Origin of the sequence: Enterococcus sp. VV15, from assembly GCF_005236045.1 — a bacterium.
In the GTDB taxonomy this organism is placed as follows: Bacteria; Bacillota; Bacilli; order Lactobacillales; family Enterococcaceae; genus Enterococcus_B; species Enterococcus_B durans.
The window spans coordinates 1-21669 of the sequence record NZ_QPTY01000029.1 but is presented as its reverse complement, the minus strand read 5'-3'; the positions used below and the strand labels follow the sequence as shown (position 1 = coordinate 21669).

Below are 21669 nucleotides of genomic sequence, written 5' to 3'. Positions count from 1 at the left end.
GTAGTTTTCCACAGTAAAAATAGCGCTTGTTGTGTTTCACGGAAATCAGAACGAAAATTATTAAAAAAGCTCTGTTTTTTAACGATTTGAATTATTTGTATTTGTGACGTAATTTAGTTTTGTGAAACAAAAGGAGACTTTTATCTTGGATTTCGTTAAAGAATTTTTTTAGCATAACTTTTTTTCTTTTTTAATTTCAGAAATTTAGGTACAATGAATCGTGAATGTAAGTAGGTAAAGGATAGGGATGATGAAAGATTTTATGAAAAAATTTATGAACAATTCTTGGATGGATAAAATAAAAAAAGGGACACAGGAACCAAAAAACAAACCATTTCGCCGTTCCCACGTGCCTTTTCGCTTAAATTTTCTTTTTTTCATTATATTTACATTGTTCGTAGCGCTGATTGCTCGACTGGGGTATCTGCAAATCGTCAATGGGGAAGAGATGGAAGCAAAAGTCAAATCTTCATCTACCTTGACGATCCAAACAAGTTCTCCTCGAGGAATGATCTATGATTCAACTGGAAAGGCGTTAGTGACAAATCAAGCAAATCAAGCGATTACTTTTACAAGAGGGACAAAAGTCACGTCAAAAGATTTGCTGGAGGTAGCAACGAAACTCAATCAATTGATCGATGTTCCAGCGGATGAGAATTTGACCGAACGGGATAAAAAAGATTTCTGGTTGGCTGATCCTAAACATTTGAAAGAAGCAACGGAACGACTTTCCGCTAAAGAAAAGCAGTTGGAAACTAGTGAGCAATACAGTGCAACTGTAGACAAGGTCACAAAAGATGAAATCCAATTCAATGAAGAAGAATTAAAAATTGCAACGATTTTTAAACGCATGAATAGTGCCTACGAATTGAATACAGTATTTATCAAAAATACTGGGGTGACTGACCAAGAACTTGCAGTCGTAGCGGAACACGCTTCAGAGTTACCAGGCGTTTCAACTGGAACGGATTGGACACGTCAATACAATGCGGCAGACTCATTAAAAAGTATTTTAGGTAGTGTTACTACAGAAAAACAAGGACTGCCAGCGGATGAAGCGGATAAGTATCTAGCCAAAGGTTATTCTCGTAATGATCGAGTTGGTCAAAGTTACCTTGAAAAACAATATGAAGATGTCTTACAAGGTACAAAAACACAATACGAAGTAACTTTAGACAGTGATGGAAATGTCACAAATAAAAAAGAAATCTTTGCTGGCGAAAAAGGGTCTAATTTGATGTTGTCCATCAATGCAGAATTCCAATCAAAAGTGGAGGACATCTTAAAAAATAATTATCAGACACTAGTCAATAATGGGAAAGCGAAATATTCACCGGGTGCTTACGCAGTTGCGATGAATCCTCAAACTGGGGAAGTATTGGCAATGACAGGTTTCAGTCATAAAGAAGGGTCGAATGAACTGACAGAAAATGCTTTGGGTACGATCACAAGTGCATTCACACCTGGGTCTGTTGTCAAAGCAGGAACTTTGACCGCTGGTTGGCAAACAGCGGCGATTGCCGGCAATCAAGTATTGGTGGATGAACCAATCAAACTGCAGGGTTCTGCTGAGAAAAGTTCGGTCTTCAACCGCAGTGGACAAATACCTATCAATGCAGTAAAGGCCCTTGAATTATCGTCAAATACGTATATGATCAAAGTCGCATTAAAAATGCTTGGCTTGGAATATACACCTAACATGGGCTTACCTTCTCTTGATGAGGAAGCAAAAGCCTATGAGGAATTACGTAAAGCATTTAAAGAATTTGGCTTGGGCACAACGACAGGTATCGATTTGCCAAATGAATCTGCCGGTATCTCCCGTTCAGTCGATTTTATGAAGAAATTCAATTCTGACAACGGCGCACAATGGTATTCACCGGGTAACTTCACCGATCTTGCGTTCGGTCAGTTTGATACGTACACGCCGATCCAATTAGCACAGTATGCGTCTACGGTGGCGAATGGTGGAAAAAGAATCGAACCTCGTCTAGTGAAAGCTATCTACGGCAATGATGCAGATGGCAATCTAGGAGAAGTAAAAAAAGAAATCGAAACAAAAGTAGCGAACAATGTAGATATTACTGCGGAAGAAATGTCCATTCTTCGTGAAGGATTCCATCAAGTCGTTCACGGAACGGATGGGTATACGACAGCTAAACCTCTGGCTAACGCAAAAATGGATTTATCTGCCAAAACTGGTACAGCTGAAACAGTGGCAGAAGGGCATCCTGATATCACAACAGTTAACAGTAATATCGTAGCCTATGGTCCAACCGATAATCCTGAGATAGCTATCAGTGTAGTTTTACCAAATCTATTGGATGAAAAAGACCATATGAATTTGACGATTGCTCAAGAAATCATGGATACTTACTATGATATGTTTATGGCTAATAAACAAAATTAACCTTCAATCTGTAGCTATTCAACTACAACAAACCTCTTATATATTGGTTTATCCAAGATCAAAAGGGTCAAAATATGAAATGGAATAAATCAAAAATCATTTCATCAGTTGCCATTTGGGATGTAACACAACGCTTCTTCCTAAATGGCAACATTACTATAAAAAAATGATTTTATGACAGTATGCAATATATTTCTGTAGGATGTTTACAAGATTTTGTCAGCTATTATGAAATATGATATGCCTTTCTTGATGAATATCTTGGATAAAATCGTCGAAACGAATTTGGGCCACAGCTCGCTTTCTCGCAGACTCAAACGAATTGATTCTAGCGTTTTGATCGAGCTGATTGGTCCATTTTTTTATTGATCCAAAAAAATAATCGACCAAGGGATAATTTGCGTTTGATCCAAGGGCGTGGGACAAAAGTAAGAAACACTTTTGTCTCATTCTTTAAAAACGAATAAACGGTGGGAGCAGAAGTAACTCCTTCTTATTTCTCGGAGTTAAATACTTCTGTCCCAGCCTCAAGGAAAGGTGCTATTCATTACCTGAGATTTCGTGAGTGAAAAGCGAAGAGACTGATGGTTGTTCCTCTGATTTCATTTGAGGGCACTAGTTACTGAGACTAGATCTTTCGTTAGTCCAGCATGGCTTTTTGAACTTCGCCAGAAGCCTTTGATGAGATGCGCGTCTTTTGTGTAACACTACCTAAATAGGATGTTTTAAATACGATCGATTGATCAAGCAAGAGGCGATTCGAATCTTTTAAGTGATACCTCTTTGATATTTAGTAGGGATCATATTGATGTGGATACCACCATGGATCGTATCACATTCTGTTTTGAATGAAGTGGTCTTGCCTATTTTATTCATCCTGGCAATCGGTTCGATCTCATTGCTAGGTAGTCAAACACAAACAAATGGTGCTTATGATTGGTTGAGAACTGTTTCTAAAGGACAAAGGAATCAACAAAATAGTGAATTGATAGTTTTATTTTTGTTTGTATGTTGTCTGTTAGTGCCGATCATGGTAAAAAATCCCAGTGAAATAATTTTATTACTGTTTTTTGGTTCATCTATCTGAATGGTGTGACGGCTCTATTACGATTGCAAAAAGAAAGCAATCTTTTGGTGACGGGCGTATACGTTCTCTTGCCGATCTTATTGATAGTGTTGCTACAGTTAAAGATTTCGGTAAAAAACAGAGAATAAGATGACTTGTTAGCTACAAAATAAGCGTATAAAAAACAATCCAGACTGAAACGTCAAACAACGTTTTAGTCTGGATTGTTTTTTAGGCTTTATAAAGCAAGTAGATCCTCAAGGTAAGCTGCTAACCCATCTTCTTGATTGGATAGGTCGGTAACATCATTTGCAACACCTTTCAATTGATCAGTGCCATTTTTCATGGCAACTCCCCACCCGGCGTATTCCAATAATTCAAGATCATTATGTTCATCACCAAAAGCGATAATATCCTTTTGATCAATGTCAAGATAATTTGCGATACGGTGGACACCTTTGGCTTTTTCGATCCCTTTTGAGACGATTTCCAAAATGGCCATTGGTCCGCCCCAAGTACGAACATCTACAAATTGACCAAATTGACGGGTCAACTCTGACGAAACCTGTTCCGCGTAACATTTTTCCGTTCTTACTAATAGTGAAGTCGGATTAGTTGTCAAGTTCTGTGGTGATAGTAGATTTTGTGGGCTAGGTTTTGCAGAAGCAAAGATTTTGGCATCAAAAAAATCAAAGCTGTCAATAAAGAAAGTCTCACGATTTTCAGCAGCGATAAACTCTAAGTTCAACTGTCGTTTTTGAGCCAAAATATCAAAAACAATTTGTTTATCGATTGAAGTTTCTTTTTCTTGTGCCCAATGTTTGTTAGGGATATGGACTAGAGCGCCGTTAAAATTGACCATGGGCGTGGTTAATCCTAGTTGTTGATAATATTGGTAACTCATTCTAAAAGGCCGCCCAGTAGCAATGCTGACATGGTGACCAGCTGCCACGGCTTTCTTTAACGTATTTTCGGTTTTAGAAGTGATCAGTGAGTCTTGATTCAAAGTAGTTCCATCTAAATCAATTGCAATGAGTTTTTTATTCAAAAATGTCATTCCCTTCAAAGCGATGTTTGTTTAAGTCTAGCATATTTTAGTGAATAAACAAGATACAACTTAGGTCAGCTAAAAGCGGATACGAAAAAAATAACTTAATGTTCCTAGATTGAAAGTACATACAAAGTAAAACGCGAACATTATTCTATTTTTTTAGTTTTTTTTTCATTTTTTTATTGAAAAACGAATGAATCAACCTTATAATTTGAAATTGTTCGATGGAATGCATTATTTTGTCTTATTGGTATATAAATTATTAAGCTTTCCGTTAGAAAAAAGTCAGGGAGTGGAAGTTTTATGGAAAAGTTTTTCCAGTTAAAGAAGAATAATACGAATGTATCAACAGAAATGATGGCGGGGATCACGACTTTCTTTGCAATGAGTTACATCTTATTTGTGAATCCAACCATTTTATCTGCATCAGGAATGCCATTTCAGGCGGTCTTTCTAGCAACGATCATTGCTTCAGTTATTGGAACATTAGTGATGGGGTTGTTCGCCAACGTTCCTTATGCACAGGCTCCGGGGATGGGACTTAATGCCTTCTTTACATTTACTGTTGTTTTTGGATTAGGGTATTCTTGGCAACAAGCGTTAGCAATGGTCTTTATTTGTGGGTTGATCAATATTTTTATTACGGTAACAAAAATTCGTAAAATGATCATCCATGCTATTCCAGAAAGCCTACAAAATGCCATTGGCGGAGGAATTGGAATCTTTGTTGCTTACGTGGGTATCAAAAATGCAGGTTTCTTATCTTTTTCAGCGGATCAATCAGCAATCACTAGTTCTGTTGTTGAAGGTGGTAAAGTGACAAATGTGACAATTAACGGCGGTATCGTTCCCGCTTTAGCAAATTTCAATAATGCACCAATTTTATTAGCAGTTATTGGTTTAGTATTTACAGCAATTTTAGTTGTAAAGAATATCCGTGGGGCTATTTTGATCGGGATTGTGGTGACAACAGTTTTAGGTATCTTAATGGGTGTAGTTGATTTAGGTACAATTGATTGGAAAGCGAACTCTCTAGGAAGTTCGATCAACGAATTAGGTACAACTTTCGGAGCTGCTTTTGGCAAAGAAGGGATGCAATCATTATTCAGTGATTCTTCAAAGATTCCTCAAGTGTTGATGACAATCATTGCGTTTAGCTTGTCTGATACTTTTGATACGATTGGTACATTCATCGGAACTGGTCGTCGCACAGGAATCTTCTCTAAAGCGGATGAAGATGCACTAGAAGATGGCAGAGGGTTCAAAACTAAGATGGATAAAGCATTGTTTGCAGATGCTATTGCTACATCAGTTGGGGCAATTTTCGGTACATCAAATACGACTACTTATGTTGAGTCTGCTGCAGGGATCGGAGCAGGAGGTCGTACAGGATTAACTTCTGTGGTAGTCGCAGTATTGTTTGCCTTAAGTAGTTTCCTTTCTCCTCTAATTGCAATCGTTCCAACACAAGCAACTGCTCCTGCATTGATTCTAGTAGGGGTAATGATGATGGCATCATTTGCAGACATCAAATGGCTTGATATGGAAGAAGCATTGCCAGCATTCTTCGCATCGATCTTTATGGGCTTATGCTACAGCATCTCTTATGGGATTGCTGCAGGATTCATTTTCTACACGATTGTCAAAGTAGTGAATGGAAAAGCAAAAGATGTTTCAATTGCTTTGTGGGTTGTAGACATTTTATTCATCATTAATTTTATCATCCTAGCAACAATCTAATTTTTTATTGAAAATTAGTTATAAAAAAATTGAACTCGCTCTCGCTAACTGTTCTCAGTTAGTTGAGGGCGTTTTTTTGTCACAAATAGCCTTCACTGATAAAATATAAGTAACAGAAATAGGTAAATTAAAAATTCAGAATATTCAGAATATTTTCCGATTATCTCGATACATCGATTGCATAGGGGCGAAAAAATAAGGTATTATGAAAGAGATGAAAGAGGGATGATAGATGAAGAATCAATGGAGGAAAAATTTGATCATTACTTGGATCGGTTGTTTCTTTACGGGCTCAAGTATTAGTTTAGTTATGCCATTTATACCAGTTTATGTTGAACAATTAGGAACACCCAAAGACCAGATTGAATTGTTTTCTGGGTTAGCCATTTCAGTGACCGCGTTCGCTTCTGCGATCGTGGCGCCGATTTGGGGTAATTTGGCTGACCGGAAAGGGCGTAAAATCATGATGATCCGAGCAGCTGCCGGCATGACATTTACAATGGGTTCTCTTGCTTTTGTACCGAATGTCTATTGGTTGTTGATCATGCGTTTTTTAAATGGGATCTTGTCTGGTTACATTCCGAATGCTACTGCAATGATCGCATCGCAAGCGCCAAAAGAAAAAAGCAGTTGGGCGCTAGGGACGTTATCAACTGGGGCAATCGCGGGAAATTTGATTGGCCCTTCGATGGGTGGTGCATTAGCACAGTGGTTTGGGATGGAAAATGTTTTTCTGATCACGGGGGGGCTGCTGTTAACAACAACGATGTTGACGATTTTCCTAGTAAAAGAAGATTTCCATCCAATTGAAAAGAAAGATTTGATCAGTACGAAAGAGTTATTCTCAAAAATGGATCATTTCTCTATTTTGGTTGGTCTTTTTGTGACAACGTTGATCCTGCAAATCGGGATCACGACGATCAGCCCGATATTGACCTTATATATCCGTCAATTGAGTGGTAGTTCAGAAAATATCCTGTTTGTCAGCGGATTGATCGTTTCGGTTGCCGGTGTTTCTGCTGTGTTCTCATCGCCAAAATTAGGGAAACTCGGTGATAAGATCGGTAATCAAAAAGTTTTATTAGCTGGCTTGGTAATGTCCGCTTGTTGTTACCTACCTATGGCATTTGTGACTACTCCCTTGCAACTTGGAATACTGCGGTTTATCCTAGGATTTTCGACAGGTGCGTTGATGCCATCTATCAATACGCTTATTAGTAAAATCACACCAACTGAGGGAGTCAGTCGAGTGTATAGTTATAACCAAATGTTTAGTAACTTTGGACAAGTATTATGCCCAATGTTAGGCTCCACTGTTGCACATGCCTTCAATTACAGTGCAGTATTTATTGTGACAAGCCTGTTTGTTCTATCAAATATCTTTTTGTCATTATTTAACTTCAGGAAGGTCCTTCATCAAAAATTGTGAGGATAGTTTGATGGGAATTTCAAAGCTATCAATTTGATTGGAAATTGAAAAAAGGGTGAGACAAAGTCTCACCCTCGCTTTATTTTTATGAATGTGATGAGGCTTCTTTTTTAGGTACAGCAACTGCACCAAGTAAAATGACAATAACGCCTGCAATCAAAGAAATGATCGTTGTTAAAGTGAAATCATATGCACCCTTTGTTAGAGCACCGCCAATGTAACCTACGACTTGACCTAACACAAATGACCAAAATAATGTTACGATATATCGCATAAAGAACACCTCTTTTCTAAGATCAGTTTACCAGATTTTTCATGAATGTAAAGAAACCAGGTTGTAAAAAAGCAAGTTTTATGATTTTATTATCCCGTATGATAGAATAAGAAGAATACATACAAAACAGAGCGTTCGTTAGAGCGTGATCAATTCACAGTAAAAGTTAGAATCAAACTTAACTATAAACGACTGTCTAATTATATAAAAGGTGGAATGAATATGTTTTTCCCACAGCTTTATACTAAAACGTCCTATTCCCTACTACAAAGTACGATCCGTGTGACGGATTATATCCAAGAAGCAAAGAAATCAGGCTATTCTGTACTGGCAATCACCGATCAAAATGTTCTCTATGGCGTTCCTGAGTTCTATCAGACCTGCATCAAGGAAGGTATCAAACCAATCATAGGCGCAGTTATTTCGTATAGTTATGAAGAACGACCGTATGATCTATTAGTTTACGCGAAAGATACTACCGGTTATCAACAGTTGATGCAGCTTTCAAGTAAAAAAATGATCCAAGAAAATTTGTTGTTAGATGATTTCAATGAAACAGATCATTTGATCTTTGTTATCCCGACACAGCATTCCATAAAAAATGATTTTGAGGTTGCAAAAAATTTTGAGACCCATTGGCAATCAGTGAAATCAAAAGTTGCCCCACAAGATTTCTACGTGGGGGTGTCTGATACAGATAGTGAACAAAAGTGGCTCGATTTTTTAGTAAAAAACAATGAATCGCTTTGTGCGTTACATCCGATTGCTAGTCTTCGAGAAGAGGAACTATTTGCTTTAGAGACGATGAAACATATCAAAGAGGGAAGTCAACTCCCTTTAGAAGAGCTTACACAACAACAAAATAAAATGGGAAAAGGCTTTCTTCTTTCTGAGAAAGAAGTGATGACCCGTTTTCAAGAGGCAAATTTGGCTAAAGCGTTGGAAGGTGCGCAACGGTTAGCCAATTCAATTTCCTTTGAGTTCCAGTTTCATCAAAAACTTCTTCCCAATTATCCCGTACCAGGAAATAAAACAGCAGGAGAATATCTTGATGAATTATGTCAGACACAATTAAGCAAGCGTCTGGCACAGATCACACCAGAATATCAAGAACGGCTGACTTATGAATTATCCGTGATCCATCAAATGGGATTTGATGATTATTTTCTGATCGTCTGGGATGTCATGGCATTTACACATCAAAACAACATCGTTACCGGAGCAGGTCGTGGGTCTGCTGCCGGTTCGTTAGTAGCATATATATTAGAAATTACAGATGTGGACCCTTTGAAGTATGATCTGTTATTTGAACGTTTTTTAAATCCAGAACGATATACGATGCCGGATATCGACCTTGATATACCAGACAATCGAAGAGAAGACGTATTAAATTATGTAAGAGAAAAATACGGACAATACCATATGTCCCAAATCGCTACCTTTGGTACAATGGCAGCGAAAATGGTGCTACGAGATGTTGCCAGAGTGTTTGGTCTTTCTAAAAGTGAAGCAAATCGTTGGTCTAAAGCAATTCCTAATCAATTAAAAATCACATTGAAAGAAGCATATCAAGCATCTAAAAATTTGGTGGAATTAGTGAATGCGAATGAAAAAAATCAGTTGTTATTCAAAACAGCCATAATTTTAGAAGGGCTTCCTAGACATGTTTCCACCCATGCAGCTGGTGTAGTTATCAGTGATAAAAATCTTTTAGAGTTAGTACCCTTGCAAAAGGGTTCGGACGAAGCATTTCTGACTCAATATACGATGAATGATGTCGAAGCAATCGGATTATTGAAAATGGACTTCTTAGGTTTAAGAAATCTTTCAATCATCGACTATACGCTGAAAGTCATCAAAAAAGTAGAGAAAAAAGAGTTGCCGATCAAACAAATCCCATTGAATGATCCCCAAACACTTTTGTTGTTTCAACAAGGGGATACGACAGGTGTCTTTCAATTTGAATCAGCTGGTATCCGTAATGTATTAAGAAGGCTAGGGCCGGAAAACATTGAAGATATTGCAGCGGTCAATGCGCTTTATCGACCAGGTCCGATGCAAAATATCGATACATTTATCGCACGGAAAAAAGGCAAAGAGGCAATCAATTATCCTGATGATTCATTGATGCCGATTCTGAAAAATACTTACGGCGTGATCGTTTATCAAGAACAGATCATGCAAATTGCGACTAAAATGGCTGGGTTCTCACTTGGACAATCAGACATTCTTAGAAGAGCGATCAGTAAAAAGAAAAAAGAAGTGATCGATAAAGAACGAGAGCATTTTGTGAATGGTACAATTCAGCAAGGATATTCGAGAGAAAAAGCGGTTGAAGTATATGATTATATCGAGCGGTTTGCAAACTATGGCTTCAATCGTTCCCATGCGTTTGCTTACTCTTTTGTAGGTTTTCAAATGGCTTATCTCAAAGCACATCATCCTGGCGCATTCTTTGCTAGTTTAATGAACTCTGTTCGCCACAATACAACGAAGTTAAAGGAATATATTGCAGAAGCACGCAAAAAGAAACTAAAATTAGTTGCGCCTTCTATCAATCAGAGTTATTACGGATTCGAGCTAATCAATAAAGAAGAAATTCGTTTTGGCTTAACTGCGATCAAAGGGGTAAGAAGAGATTTCATTGAAGACATACTGAAGGATAGAAAAGAAAATGGAGCCTATCAATCAGTGGATCAATTTTTGATCCGCCTAGACAAACGCTGGCTAAAATTAGACTTACTTCAATCCTTAGTCGCGGTGGGCGTATTTGATGAACTTTCGCCTAATAGAAAACAATTGATGCTTGATCTAGAAGGCAAGATCCAAAATGTTGTATACAGTGGTGGAAGTATCGATCTGCTGGGGATCATGGCATTAAAAGAAGAAGAAGTGGCTGACTATCCGCTTGAAGAAAAACTGAAACTCGAAGAAGAATATCTAGGCGTCTACCTTTCTGGACACCCTACAGAAGGATATGAACGATTGAAAATGGCTAAAAATATCCGTTTAGTCACCGAGATCGTTGCCAAACAAGCAACATGTCTGCTTGTCATGATCAAAGAGATTCGAGAAATCAGAACGAAAAAAGGAGAATTGATGGCATTTGTTGAGGGAACAGATATCAGCGGCGAAATAGCCATCACCGTTTTCCCGAAAACGTACCGACAGTTTCGTAAATTATTTGAGGTAAACAAAGTGATCTTTGTCCAGGGGAGAACGGAAATCAGCAATTACAATCAAGAATTACAACTGATTGGTGAAGTATTTTCTGACCCTGAGACTTTGGAGAAACAGTATCCAGATCAAACTTGTTTTTTAAGAATCAAAGAAGAAGTAGATGATCCTCAAACGATGAAACAATTGCAAGGAATTTTTCAAAAACATCCAGGCTATGTTCCTGTAGTGATGTATCATGAAAAGGATCAGCGAAAAGTGGTACTAGCAGAGGCTTACTGGGTGGATGCAAGTGTTAATTTAAAGAAGCAATTAGCTTACTTATTACAAGAAGAAAATGTTGTTTTCAAATAACTTACGGTAAAAAATACTACTTGCTTTCATTTTTTTTCATTTTTTTATCTGTAAATCAAGACAAGTAGCAAAAATAATGTTAGAATGTTAGTCGTGGTTAACGCAAGAAGGTTATAAACCTAAGCGCTGCTTAGGATAAAGTAATTTAATGAGGTGAATGTTTATTATGAAACGCATTGGAATTTTGACCAGTGGCGGAGATGCACCTGGAATGAACGCAGCTGTTCGTGCCGTTGTTCGTAAAGGAATTTATGAAGGTTTAGAAGTATACGGGATCAATTATGGATTTGCTGGTTTAGTGGCAGGAGATATTCGTCGCTTAGATGTAGCTGATGTGGGCGATAAGATTCAACGTGGCGGTACATTCTTGTACTCTGCACGTTACCCAGAATTTGCGACAGAAGAAGGACAATTAAAAGGAATCGAACAATTGAAAAAATTCGGTATTGAAGGTTTAGTTGTTATCGGTGGTGACGGATCATATCATGGTGCTATGGCATTGACAAAACGTGGATTCCCAGCAGTGGGTATTCCAGGAACAATCGATAATGATATTCCAGGAACAGATTTCACAATTGGTTTTGATACAGCAATCAATACAGTATTAGAATCAATTGACCGTATCCGTGATACTGCTACTTCACACGTACGTACATTCGTTATTGAAGTAATGGGACGTAATGCTGGAGATATCGCTTTGTGGTCAGGTGTTGCGGGTGGCGCAGATGAAATCATCATCCCTGAACATGATTTTGATATGGCAGTTGTTGCTAAAAAAATCCAAGAAGGCCGCGATCGTGGGAAAAAACATTGCTTGATCATCTTAGCAGAAGGCGTTATGGGCGGAAATGAATTCGCTGATAAACTTTCTGAATATGGTGACTATCATACACGTGTATCTATCTTAGGACACGTTGTTCGCGGTGGATCTCCAAGTGCGCGTGACCGTGTGTTAGCAAGTAAATTTGGCGCATATGCTGTTGAATTGCTACAAGCAGGTAAGGGTGGACTATGTGTCGGTATCCATAACAATGATATGGTTGCTTCTGACATCATCGATACATTAGAAAACAACAAGCATAAACCAGATTTATCATTATATGATTTGAATAATTCACTTTCATTCTAAGAGTGAAAAAGTTATTTGAACTATGAGACTGGGACAGAAGTGTTTAACTCCGAAAAATAAGAAGAAATCAACGAAAATTGCTTTTCAAATTTTTGTGAATTTCGACTTATTTTACGAAGGAGTTGCTTCTGCTCCCACGCTCATTATCTGAAGATATTTAGGCTTTAATCGGCTTTAAATAAACAAAATTGAATGGGAGAGTTTTGTAAAATGAAAAAAACCAAAATCGTTAGTACATTAGGACCAGCTAGTAACTCAGTAGAAATTATTTCTAAATTGATCGAATCTGGGGCAAATGTCTTCCGCTTTAACTTTTCACATGGAGACCATGAAGAACAATTATCACGTATGGAAATGGTTCGTGAAGCTGTTAAAAAAACAGGTAAAGATGTAGGTATTCTTTTAGATACAAAAGGTGCTGAAATTCGTACAACTGTTCAAGGCACAACAGAAGCTGATTTTGGTCGTGCAGGATACATCAAATTTGAAGTAGGAGATAAAACTCGTATTTCAATGGACCCTGAACACGTAGGCTCGAAAGAAAAAATTGCTGTAACTTACCCAGGCTTATTCGATGATGTACATGTAGGTGGACATGTATTATTCGATGATGGCTTGATCGATATGGAAATCCTTGAAAAAGATGAAGCAACTCGTGAATTAGTTGTTGAAGTTAAAAATGCAGGTATGCTTGGATCACGTAAAGGTGTAAATGCACCAGGCGTTTCAATCAGCTTGCCAGGGATCACACCTAAAGATGCAGATGATATCCGTTTTGGTTTAGACAATGACATCGACTTTATCGCTGCAAGTTTTGTTCGTAAAGCACAAGACGTATTAGACATTCGTGAAATTTTAGAAGAAAAAGACATGACACATGTTCAAATCTTCCCTAAAATCGAATCTCAAGAAGGTATAGACAACATCGATGATATCATCAAAGTTTCTGACGGCGTTATGATCGCTCGTGGAGATATGGGTGTTGAAATTCCAGCTGAACTTGTACCAATGGTTCAAAAACGTATCATCAAAAAGTGTAACGCTGCAGGAATCCCTGTTATCACAGCTACTCAAATGTTAGAATCAATGCAAGAAAACCCACGTCCAACACGTGCCGAAGCTTCTGACGTTGCTAACGCTGTATTTGACGGAACTGATGCAACAATGTTATCAGGTGAATCTGCAAATGGTGACTATCCAGTTGAAGCTGTTTCAACAATGGCTCGTATCGATCAAGAAGCTGAAAATGCTTTAGCTGAATTAGGTACTTTCCAATTGAACGAATTTGACAAAACAGATGTAACTGAAACAATCGGTTTATCAGTAGCTCGTGCTGCTAAAAACTTAGGCGTTAAAACAATCGTTGCTGCAACTGAATCTGGTTATACAGCTAAAATGATTTCAAAATACCGTCCAGATGCTGACATCTTGGCTGTTACTTTTGACGAACGCACAAAACGTGGTTTGATGCTTAACTGGGGTGTTTACCCAACAGTTGCTGAAAAACCATCAACAACTGATGAAATGTTTGAATTAGCTGCTCAAAAAGCTGTTGATTTAGGTTTTGCATCAGAAGGCGACTTGATCTTGATCACTGCTGGTGTTCCAGTTGGTGAACGTGGAACAACTAACGTTATGAAAATTCAAATGATTGGTTCTAAATTATTAGAAGCTCAAGGCGTTGGTCAAAAATCAGTCGTTGCAAATGCAGTCGTTGCTTCATCAGCTGAAGAAGCAATCAAAAAAGCAAAAGATGGTATGGTTCTAGTTGTACCAACAACTGACAAAGAATATATGCCAGCAATCGAAAAAGCAGCAGCAGTTATCGTTGAAGAAGGCGGATTGACTTCACACGCAGCAGTTGTAGGAATTGCTCAAGATATTCCTGTAATCGTTGGTGCGAAAGAAGCAACTTCAACAATCGTTGATGGCGAATTGATCACTGTTGACTCACGTCGTGGTATTGTTTACCGTGGCGAAACAACAGCTATCTAATCCATTTAGCTCGCTAACTTAAAAGAAGGAATGACAATATTTTTGTCATTCCTTCTTTTTTTGGCTATTCTAAGCTCGCTTTATCAAAACAAGCAGAAGTTAAATGTATTTTTCATGTTCTGTGTAGTTGAATAAATTATTTATGGCTTTTTTTGGGTCTTCATAAATTCATGGATCACTTCAATAACTTTTTCTTGCAGTGGGGTAGTGATTTGTTGGGCTCTTTTTGCTAATGAAATTAGAAAACGCGGTTGGATCTCCTCTGAGAGTGGGATAGAAACAAGATTATCTTCAGGATGAATCGCGATCTCTGTCAGAAAGCCGATTCCGATATTTTCACGTATCATACTTTTCAAAATAGCCAAGTCGTTACTTTGATAGACGATTTTGGGTTCAACATGGGCTTGTTTAGACAATTTGGTGAAAGCTGCTGGATGGACGTAATGTTCATTCAACAAAACAAACTGTTCATCTACTAAGTCTTTGAAAGATAAGACTTCATGTTGTGCCAGTGGATGTGTTTTAGAAACAACGATCATGAACCGTTTATCCAGAAGCAACTCTACTTCAAGTTTTTGGTCAACGATTGGTTGCGTTGATCCTAAGACTGCCAAATCGATTCTTCCCTCATGGATCATTCCGTAAAGGTCTCTAGAGCCACCATCTGTAATCTCAATTTGTTCCATCAGCTGATGTTTGATAAAATAGCTAGATAGTTTTGGAAAGTACTCATTACCGATGATAGGTGGCATCCCAAACCGAAGTTTCTTTTTCTGTAATTGAGTGATTTCCGCTTTTGCCATCTTGATTTCTTGTAAAATCGATTGAGCATGGAGAAATAATTGTTTGCCTGCTGGGGTAATAATCAATTCATGATGGGAACGATCTCTGGTGATAAGTGCTGCCCCTAACTCTCTTTCTAGGCGTTGCAACGCATATGTAATAGTTGGCTGACTAACCTGAAAATATTTTGCGACTTTGGTAAAATTTTTTTGTTTCACGATCTGGACATAATATTCAATATCTCTTGTATTCATAAATATCCCCTGCACCTTCATATAAATAATGTTTATTGTAATCCATATCGTTGTCTATATCAAACAGAAGCGACTGCACTGATCAGTTAAACAAATGAAGTATCGAACACGTAGTAAATCCTTTGCATTCAGTCAGTTGGAAATGTCGTATGCATTATTCTTTGATTATTTTTAGCACAGCAATTTATTTTTTTTATCAGTATCCGCGGGAATTTCTTTAAAACAATACTCGTTATGGAAACAAATTTTCGCCTCTCGGTTGATTGTTGATGTGTGCCATTTTACCAATAACAGGAAATGAATCACCTGATGCAAAATATGTAGTAGGCTCAAATATTAATGATGTATACTTAATAAGCACTATTTTATTTGTTGTTGTCCCTGTAGTAGTGGAAACGAAATCAGTACAGTTGAAAACAAAGAGAATCAAACGTTTATTCCATATTAGGCAATCAAGATGGATAGATATTCTCGATTTACTTTGTGTTTTTTTATGAAGTGTAAGGTGTCAAGAAAATTTCATTGACAACGACGTTTTTGCCCTGTATAATTGCTTTTGTTGCTTAGGAGTGATGAGAGAATGAAATGGTCTTTACTGGAATTGAGAAAATACCAAGAGACACCGTTAACTTTTCATGAGACCCTTGATCTTAAAGAGGATCTTATGAAGCGAGACAATTTGATATTAGATGTTGCGCCTGTTACAGTCGATGGGCTCGTTTCAGTTGATAATCAAGGCTATCTTGTCCATTACACTGTGCAGACGACTCTGACCGTACCGTCAACTCGTTCGTTAGAACCAGTTGCATTACCCATGGATTTTACAGTAGATGAACTGTTTATGACAAAGGAACAGTACCAACTCAGAGACGATCAATTGTCTGCAGAAGAGATTTTGTTGATAGAAGATGCAAAACTTGATTTGACAGAATCGATCGAAGACAACATTTTATTGGCAATTCCAATGCGTGTATTGACTGAAGAAGAAGAAAAAACGACCGATTTTCCTAAAGGAACAGATTGGGAAGTTGTTTCTGAAGAAGAATACGAACGCAGAAAACTGGAAGAAGCTGAAACAAAAGTAGATCCTCGTCTTGCAAAATTATCTGAACTTTTTGATGCAACGTCAAATGAGGACGATAAAGCGTAAGATTGGAATATATTGTGTCATTTATGATGCAAGACTTTACAAGGAGGTGTAGCAAAATGGCAGTACCAGCTAGAAGAACATCAAAAGCTAAAAAAGCAAAACGTCGTACACACTACAAATTGACAATCAAAGGTTTAAACGAATGTCCTAACTGTGGTGAAATGAAAAAAAGCCATCACGTATGTGCAAATTGTGGTTACTATGATGGTAAGGACGTAATGTCTAAAGAAGCTTAATACATTTTAATTAGAAAATGTAAAAACCTCAAGGCTAACCATGGAGCCTTGAGGTTTATTTTTTGTTCCTTATTCAAAAATCGAGGAAATTTAAGTTTTCTATGACGAAAAGAGTTGCAACATAAAAATATGTGCTTCTTTGGTTTGCAATGAGACAATGTTAAGCTATAATGAGAGAGATTAGGGAGAACATCCCACATGTAGGAGGAGTTCATATGTCAAAACAACAAATCGGCGTTGTCGGTATGGCCGTAATGGGTAAAAACTTAGCCCTTAATATTGAAAGCCGTGGCTATTCAGTTGCCTTATTCAATCGTACGGGTTCAAAGACAACTGCCGTGGTGGAGGAACATCCAGATAAAAACTTCAAAGCGACTTACACAATCGAAGAATTTGTAGATTCAATCGAAAAACCTCGTCGAATTCTTTTGATGGTCAAAGCTGGTCCCGCAACGGATGCAACGATCCAAGAATTGCTTCCCCATTTAGATAAAGGGGACGTTTTGATTGATGGCGGAAATACATTCTTCAAAGATACGATTCGCCGTAATGAAGAACTTGCAAATTCAGGGATCAACTTTATCGGTACCGGTGTTTCCGGCGGAGAAGAAGGCGCGTTAAAAGGCCCTTCAATCATGCCTGGTGGACAAAAAGAAGCGTATGAATTAGTTGCACCGATCTTAGAACAGATCTCTGCTAAAGCAGAAGATGGCGCACCTTGTGTTACTTACATCGGCCCTAATGGTGCTGGTCATTATGTAAAAATGGTACACAATGGTATCGAATATGGCGATATGCAATTGATTGCTGAATCGTATGACTTGATGAAAAATATCTTAGGCCTTTCAGTAGATGAGATGGCAGATATCTTCAAGGAATGGAATCAAGGGGAACTGGATAGCTACTTGATCGAGATCACTGCGGATATTTTAACGAGAAAAGACGATGAAGGTACAGGTAAACCGATCGTTGATGTCATTTTAGATGCAGCAGGAAATAAGGGCACAGGTAAATGGACAAGTCAAAGTGCGCTAGATCTAGGTGTTCCATTACCTTTGATTACAGAATCAGTTTTTGCACGTTACATTTCAGCCTACAAAGAGGAACGTGTGCAAGCAAGTGAAATTCTAACTCGTACAAACGACTTTGAATTTACAGGAGATAAAAAAGAACTTGTTGAGAAAATCCGTGAAGCTCTTTATTTCAGCAAAATCATGAGTTACGCTCAAGGATTTGCGCAATTACGGGTAGCTTCTAAAGAATATGGATGGGATCTACCATTTGGTGAGATCGCTAAAATCTGGCGTGCTGGTTGTATCATTCGTGCACGGTTCTTACAAAAGATCACAGATGCTTATGATAAAGAATCTGATATCGAAAATCTTTTGTTAGATGACTATTTTGTGGATATCACTAAAAAATATCAACAGGCTGTCAGAGATGTCGTTGCATTAGCTGTCCAAGCTGGTGTACCTGTCCCAACATTTTCTTCTGCAATTGCCTATTTTGATTCTTATAGAGCAGAACGCTTGCCAGCAAACATCATCCAAGCACAACGTGATTATTTTGGTGCTCATACGTATGAACGTGTGGACAAAGAAGGGATCTTCCACTATTCTTGGTATCATGAAGAGTAATCTTTCTACTTTTCGCGAATGATTGAATAAAAAATGACGAAAGAGCTGAAGTCGATCGATATGAAAGGACTTCAGCTCTTTTTAAAAATTTGTATCCATGCTAAAATGAATGTAGATTTTTAAATAGATTATCGGTATAATAATATAGTTTTGAATAAGCACGTAGAGAGAAAGGAAAAAAGATTAATGAGTAATATTCTAATCATTGAAGATGAAAAGAACTTGGCTCGATTTGTCGAGTTGGAATTAAAGCATGAAGGTTATAATGCAGAAGTTCATTATAATGGACGTACAGGATTAGATGCGGCCCTGAACAATGAATGGGATGCTATTTTGTTGGACTTGATGTTGCCAGAATTAAATGGACTAGAAGTCTGCAGACGAGTGCGTCAAGTGAAGAATACGCCAATCATTATGATGACTGCTAGAGATTCAGTCATTGATCGCGTTTCCGGATTAGATCATGGAGCAGATGACTATATCGTTAAACCATTTGCAATTGAAGAATTGTTAGCCCGCTTACGTGCATTATTACGTCGAATTGATATCGAAGGCGACAAAAATGTAGCGAAACAAACAACAATTACTTATCGTGATTTGACGATTGAAAAAGAAAATCGTGTTGTACGACGTGGCAGTGAAGTGATCGAACTCACAAAACGTGAATACGAACTATTACTTACGCTGATGGAAAATGTCAATGTTGTGTTAGCGCGTGACGTTTTGTTAAATAAAGTATGGGGATATGAAACAGAAGTCGAAACAAACGTTGTAGATGTTTATATTCGTTATCTTCGTAATAAAATCGATGTTCCTGGAGAAGAAAGCTATATCCAAACAGTTCGTGGAACAGGTTATGTGATGCGCTCGTGATAAAACAAAAAAAATCAGAAAAAAGAGAACTTAAAGGTCCCTCCTTGACTATCAAGTGGGCCTTTGCAAGTTCTTTCTTTATATTTGTAGTGTTTACTATTTTCGCAGTCATCACGTATAAGTCATCGATCAACCTTCTCGTTGCGAAAGAAAGAAACAATGTAGAAAGAACGATCTCAGAGGTTACTTCTCGTTTGGCTAACTCAGATGAGGAATTAACGCTTGTTAACACTTATCGAAACTTGACAAATTCAAGAGATCGAGATGGCAGTGTGAATGACACGTCGATCATTGAAGGGAATTTGATGAAGATCGATTCTTTTATTTCAGAATTAGGCCAAGAATCAATGGACTTATATGTATATGATCTAGATGAAAAATTGATTTTCAAAACACATGAGAAAGACCGTTCGCTGATCCAAGCAACACGGAAAGTCCCAACGATCGTTACCTTGGATGGAAAGACAGGCTTCCTTTCGGTACAACCGATCTATTCCAAAGAAACACGAGAAAAAATCGGGTACGCTCAAAGTTTTTATGAGCTTTCTTCTTTTTATGATATCCGCAATAAGCTTTTGTTGACGCTGATAGTCTTAGAGATCGTTTCGTTGATCTTGAGCAGCATACTAGGGTTCTTCCTGTCCTCTTATTTCTTGAAACCATTGAAGCTCTTGAGAGATACGATGGATACGATTCGAAAAGATCCACAGTCGGATATTCACATGCCTGAGATAGACACAAACGATGAACTAGCCGACTTAGCAGAGATATTCAATGAAATGCTCGATCGCATGCGTCTATATATCGAACAGCAAGAACAATTCGTAGAAGATGTTTCTCATGAGTTGAGAACGCCTGTCGCGATTATTGAAGGTCATTTAAGCTTGCTGAATCGCTGGGGAAAAGATGATCCTGAAATACTTGAAGAATCATTAACTGCAAGCATGCAAGAAATCAGCAGAATGAAAAGCTTAGTACAAGAAATGCTGGACCTTTCTCGAGCAGAACAAGTGGACATCCACTATGCAAACGAGACGACCTTAGCGAAAGAAGTAACGTACCAAGTGTATAATAACTTCAAGATACTTTATCCGGACTACGTTATTACATTAGACGATGATTTGACAAAAGAAGTGACATTGCAGATCTATCGCAATCATTTCGAGCAATTGATCATTATTATCTTGGATAATGCTGTAAAATATTCTACAGATCGAAAAGAAGTGCATATCTCGATTTCATCTACTTTGAATGAATTTGAAATTGCTATCCAAGACTTTGGGGAGGGGATACCGCAAGAAGATCTGAATAAGATATTCAATCGATTCTACAGAGTTGATAAAGCAAGAGCACGGACAAAAGGTGGCAATGGCTTAGGCCTTTCGATTGCCAAACAATTAGTAGAAAGTTACAAAGGGAAGATTATTGCAGAAAGTGTGGTTGGCCAAGGAACGATTTTTAGGATTTTCATTCCAATCATCAAAAAAGAAAACAAGTAAGGAAAGTGCCTTGCTTGTTTTTTTATTTTATAAAGGACGAATAAAAAGACAAAGACGGATGGGAGAAAGAATAGAAGGTAAAAACACTTTATGGCTAACCGAACTTTTCAGACGATATCGAGTAAAAAAGTTGCTTAAATAAGGAAAAAAATGTTAAAAAACACGTTTGTATCGGTGAATATTCGTGTTTTGAAATAATAGAAAAAAATGTATTTTTTCTATTGCATTTTACTTAAGTACTTGATATATTATTATTTGTTCTGACAAAACGATATTCAAAATCTTGTTACATTTCATAAAAAAAGATGTTGACGAACATTTTGGATCGTGTTATAATAACGAAGTCGTTTTAGAAATAGGAGCTTGAAAGTCTTTTATATCAATAAAAAAGCTGTTGACAAATAACAGCTAATGCGATAAGATAATCAAGTCGTTAAGAACACGACAAACAATTCGAAAAAAACTTTTGAAAGAAAGTTGTTGACAGAAACTTAAGAATCTGTTAAAATATAAGAGTTGTTAAAACAAAAAAGATTAGACCTTTGAAAACTGAACAAAGTAAGACAAACCAAATGTGTAGGGCGTCTTGATTGATTCAAGACAACAAACATT

Annotated in this window: 15 protein-coding genes; 12 read left to right on the top strand and 3 right to left on the bottom strand. The window is 37.6% G+C overall.

The window, feature by feature from the left end:
• Positions 1-247: 247 nt before the first annotated feature.
• Positions 248-2410, top strand: coding sequence for a peptidoglycan D,D-transpeptidase FtsI family protein (locus tag DVW83_RS10560; RefSeq protein ID WP_104661958.1), 2163 nt, complete (start codon positions 248-250; stop codon positions 2408-2410).
• Positions 2411-3215: 805 nt separating this feature from the next.
• Positions 3216-3497, top strand: a complete 282-nt coding sequence (locus DVW83_RS15565; protein ID WP_224784445.1) for a hypothetical protein — start codon at positions 3216-3218, stop codon at positions 3495-3497.
• A gap of 217 nt (positions 3498-3714) precedes the next feature.
• Here DVW83_RS15565 and DVW83_RS10550 read toward each other — a convergent pair whose 3' ends face one another.
• Entirely contained in the window at positions 3715-4524 is an 810-nt protein-coding gene (locus DVW83_RS10550; RefSeq protein WP_308666563.1) for a Cof-type HAD-IIB family hydrolase, read from the bottom strand.
• 306 nt (positions 4525-4830) lie between these two features.
• On the opposite strand from DVW83_RS10550, the gene DVW83_RS10545 reads away from it, so the two are divergent.
• Both DVW83_RS10545 and DVW83_RS10540 read left to right on the top strand, forming a co-directional pair.
• Positions 4831-6267 carry an NCS2 family permease gene (locus DVW83_RS10545; RefSeq protein WP_123863238.1) on the top strand — a complete coding sequence of 479 codons (1437 nt, stop codon included), beginning with the start codon at positions 4831-4833 and terminating at the stop codon, positions 6265-6267.
• Positions 6268-6499: 232 nt separating this feature from the next.
• On the top strand, positions 6500-7696 hold the full coding sequence (locus DVW83_RS10540; protein ID WP_137239357.1) for a multidrug efflux MFS transporter: 1197 nt from the start codon (positions 6500-6502) through the stop codon (positions 7694-7696).
• A gap of 85 nt (positions 7697-7781) precedes the next feature.
• Here DVW83_RS10540 and DVW83_RS10535 read toward each other — a convergent pair whose 3' ends face one another.
• Positions 7782-7970, bottom strand: a complete 189-nt coding sequence (locus DVW83_RS10535; protein WP_104661444.1) for a YjzD family protein — start codon at positions 7968-7970, stop codon at positions 7782-7784.
• 222 nt (positions 7971-8192) lie between these two features.
• On the opposite strand from DVW83_RS10535, the gene dnaE reads away from it, so the two are divergent.
• The 3 genes from dnaE (at position 8193) to pyk (ending at position 14625) form a co-directional block, all read left to right on the top strand.
• Complete coding sequence (gene dnaE, locus DVW83_RS10530; RefSeq protein ID WP_104661443.1) at positions 8193-11501, top strand: DNA polymerase III subunit alpha; 3309 nt, start codon at positions 8193-8195, stop codon at positions 11499-11501.
• Between the two features lie 166 nt (positions 11502-11667).
• Positions 11668-12630 carry a 6-phosphofructokinase gene (gene pfkA / locus DVW83_RS10525; protein ID WP_081134715.1) on the top strand — a complete coding sequence of 321 codons (963 nt, stop codon included), beginning with the start codon at positions 11668-11670 and terminating at the stop codon, positions 12628-12630.
• A 210-nt stretch (positions 12631-12840) separates the two neighbouring features.
• Complete coding sequence (gene pyk, locus DVW83_RS10520) at positions 12841-14625, top strand: pyruvate kinase (protein ID WP_005875030.1); 1785 nt, start codon at positions 12841-12843, stop codon at positions 14623-14625.
• A gap of 140 nt (positions 14626-14765) precedes the next feature.
• Here the strand turns inward: pyk and DVW83_RS10515 are convergent, their stop codons facing one another.
• A complete protein-coding gene (locus DVW83_RS10515) occupies positions 14766-15662 on the bottom strand; it encodes a LysR substrate-binding domain-containing protein (RefSeq protein ID WP_104661442.1) in 897 nt (298 codons plus the stop codon).
• A 580-nt stretch (positions 15663-16242) separates the two neighbouring features.
• On the opposite strand from DVW83_RS10515, the gene DVW83_RS10510 reads away from it, so the two are divergent.
• From DVW83_RS10510 to DVW83_RS10490, 5 genes are all read left to right on the top strand, one after another.
• On the top strand, positions 16243-16812 hold the full coding sequence (locus DVW83_RS10510; protein WP_104661441.1) for a YceD family protein: 570 nt from the start codon (positions 16243-16245) through the stop codon (positions 16810-16812).
• A 56-nt stretch (positions 16813-16868) separates the two neighbouring features.
• Entirely contained in the window at positions 16869-17048 is a 180-nt protein-coding gene (gene rpmF, locus DVW83_RS10505; protein WP_002290970.1) for a 50S ribosomal protein L32, read from the top strand.
• 215 nt (positions 17049-17263) lie between these two features.
• Positions 17264-18685, top strand: coding sequence for an NADP-dependent phosphogluconate dehydrogenase (gene gndA / locus DVW83_RS10500; RefSeq protein WP_104661440.1), 1422 nt, complete (start codon positions 17264-17266; stop codon positions 18683-18685).
• Positions 18686-18871: 186 nt separating this feature from the next.
• Positions 18872-19558: a response regulator transcription factor gene (locus tag DVW83_RS10495; protein WP_005875038.1), complete on the top strand. Its 687-nt coding sequence runs from the start codon at positions 18872-18874 to the stop codon at positions 19556-19558.
• Positions 19555-21057, top strand: coding sequence for a HAMP domain-containing sensor histidine kinase (locus DVW83_RS10490; RefSeq protein WP_104661439.1), 1503 nt, complete (start codon positions 19555-19557; stop codon positions 21055-21057). Before DVW83_RS10495 ends, DVW83_RS10490 begins: the two co-directional genes overlap by 4 nt.
• The last annotated feature ends 612 nt before the right edge of the window (positions 21058-21669 follow it).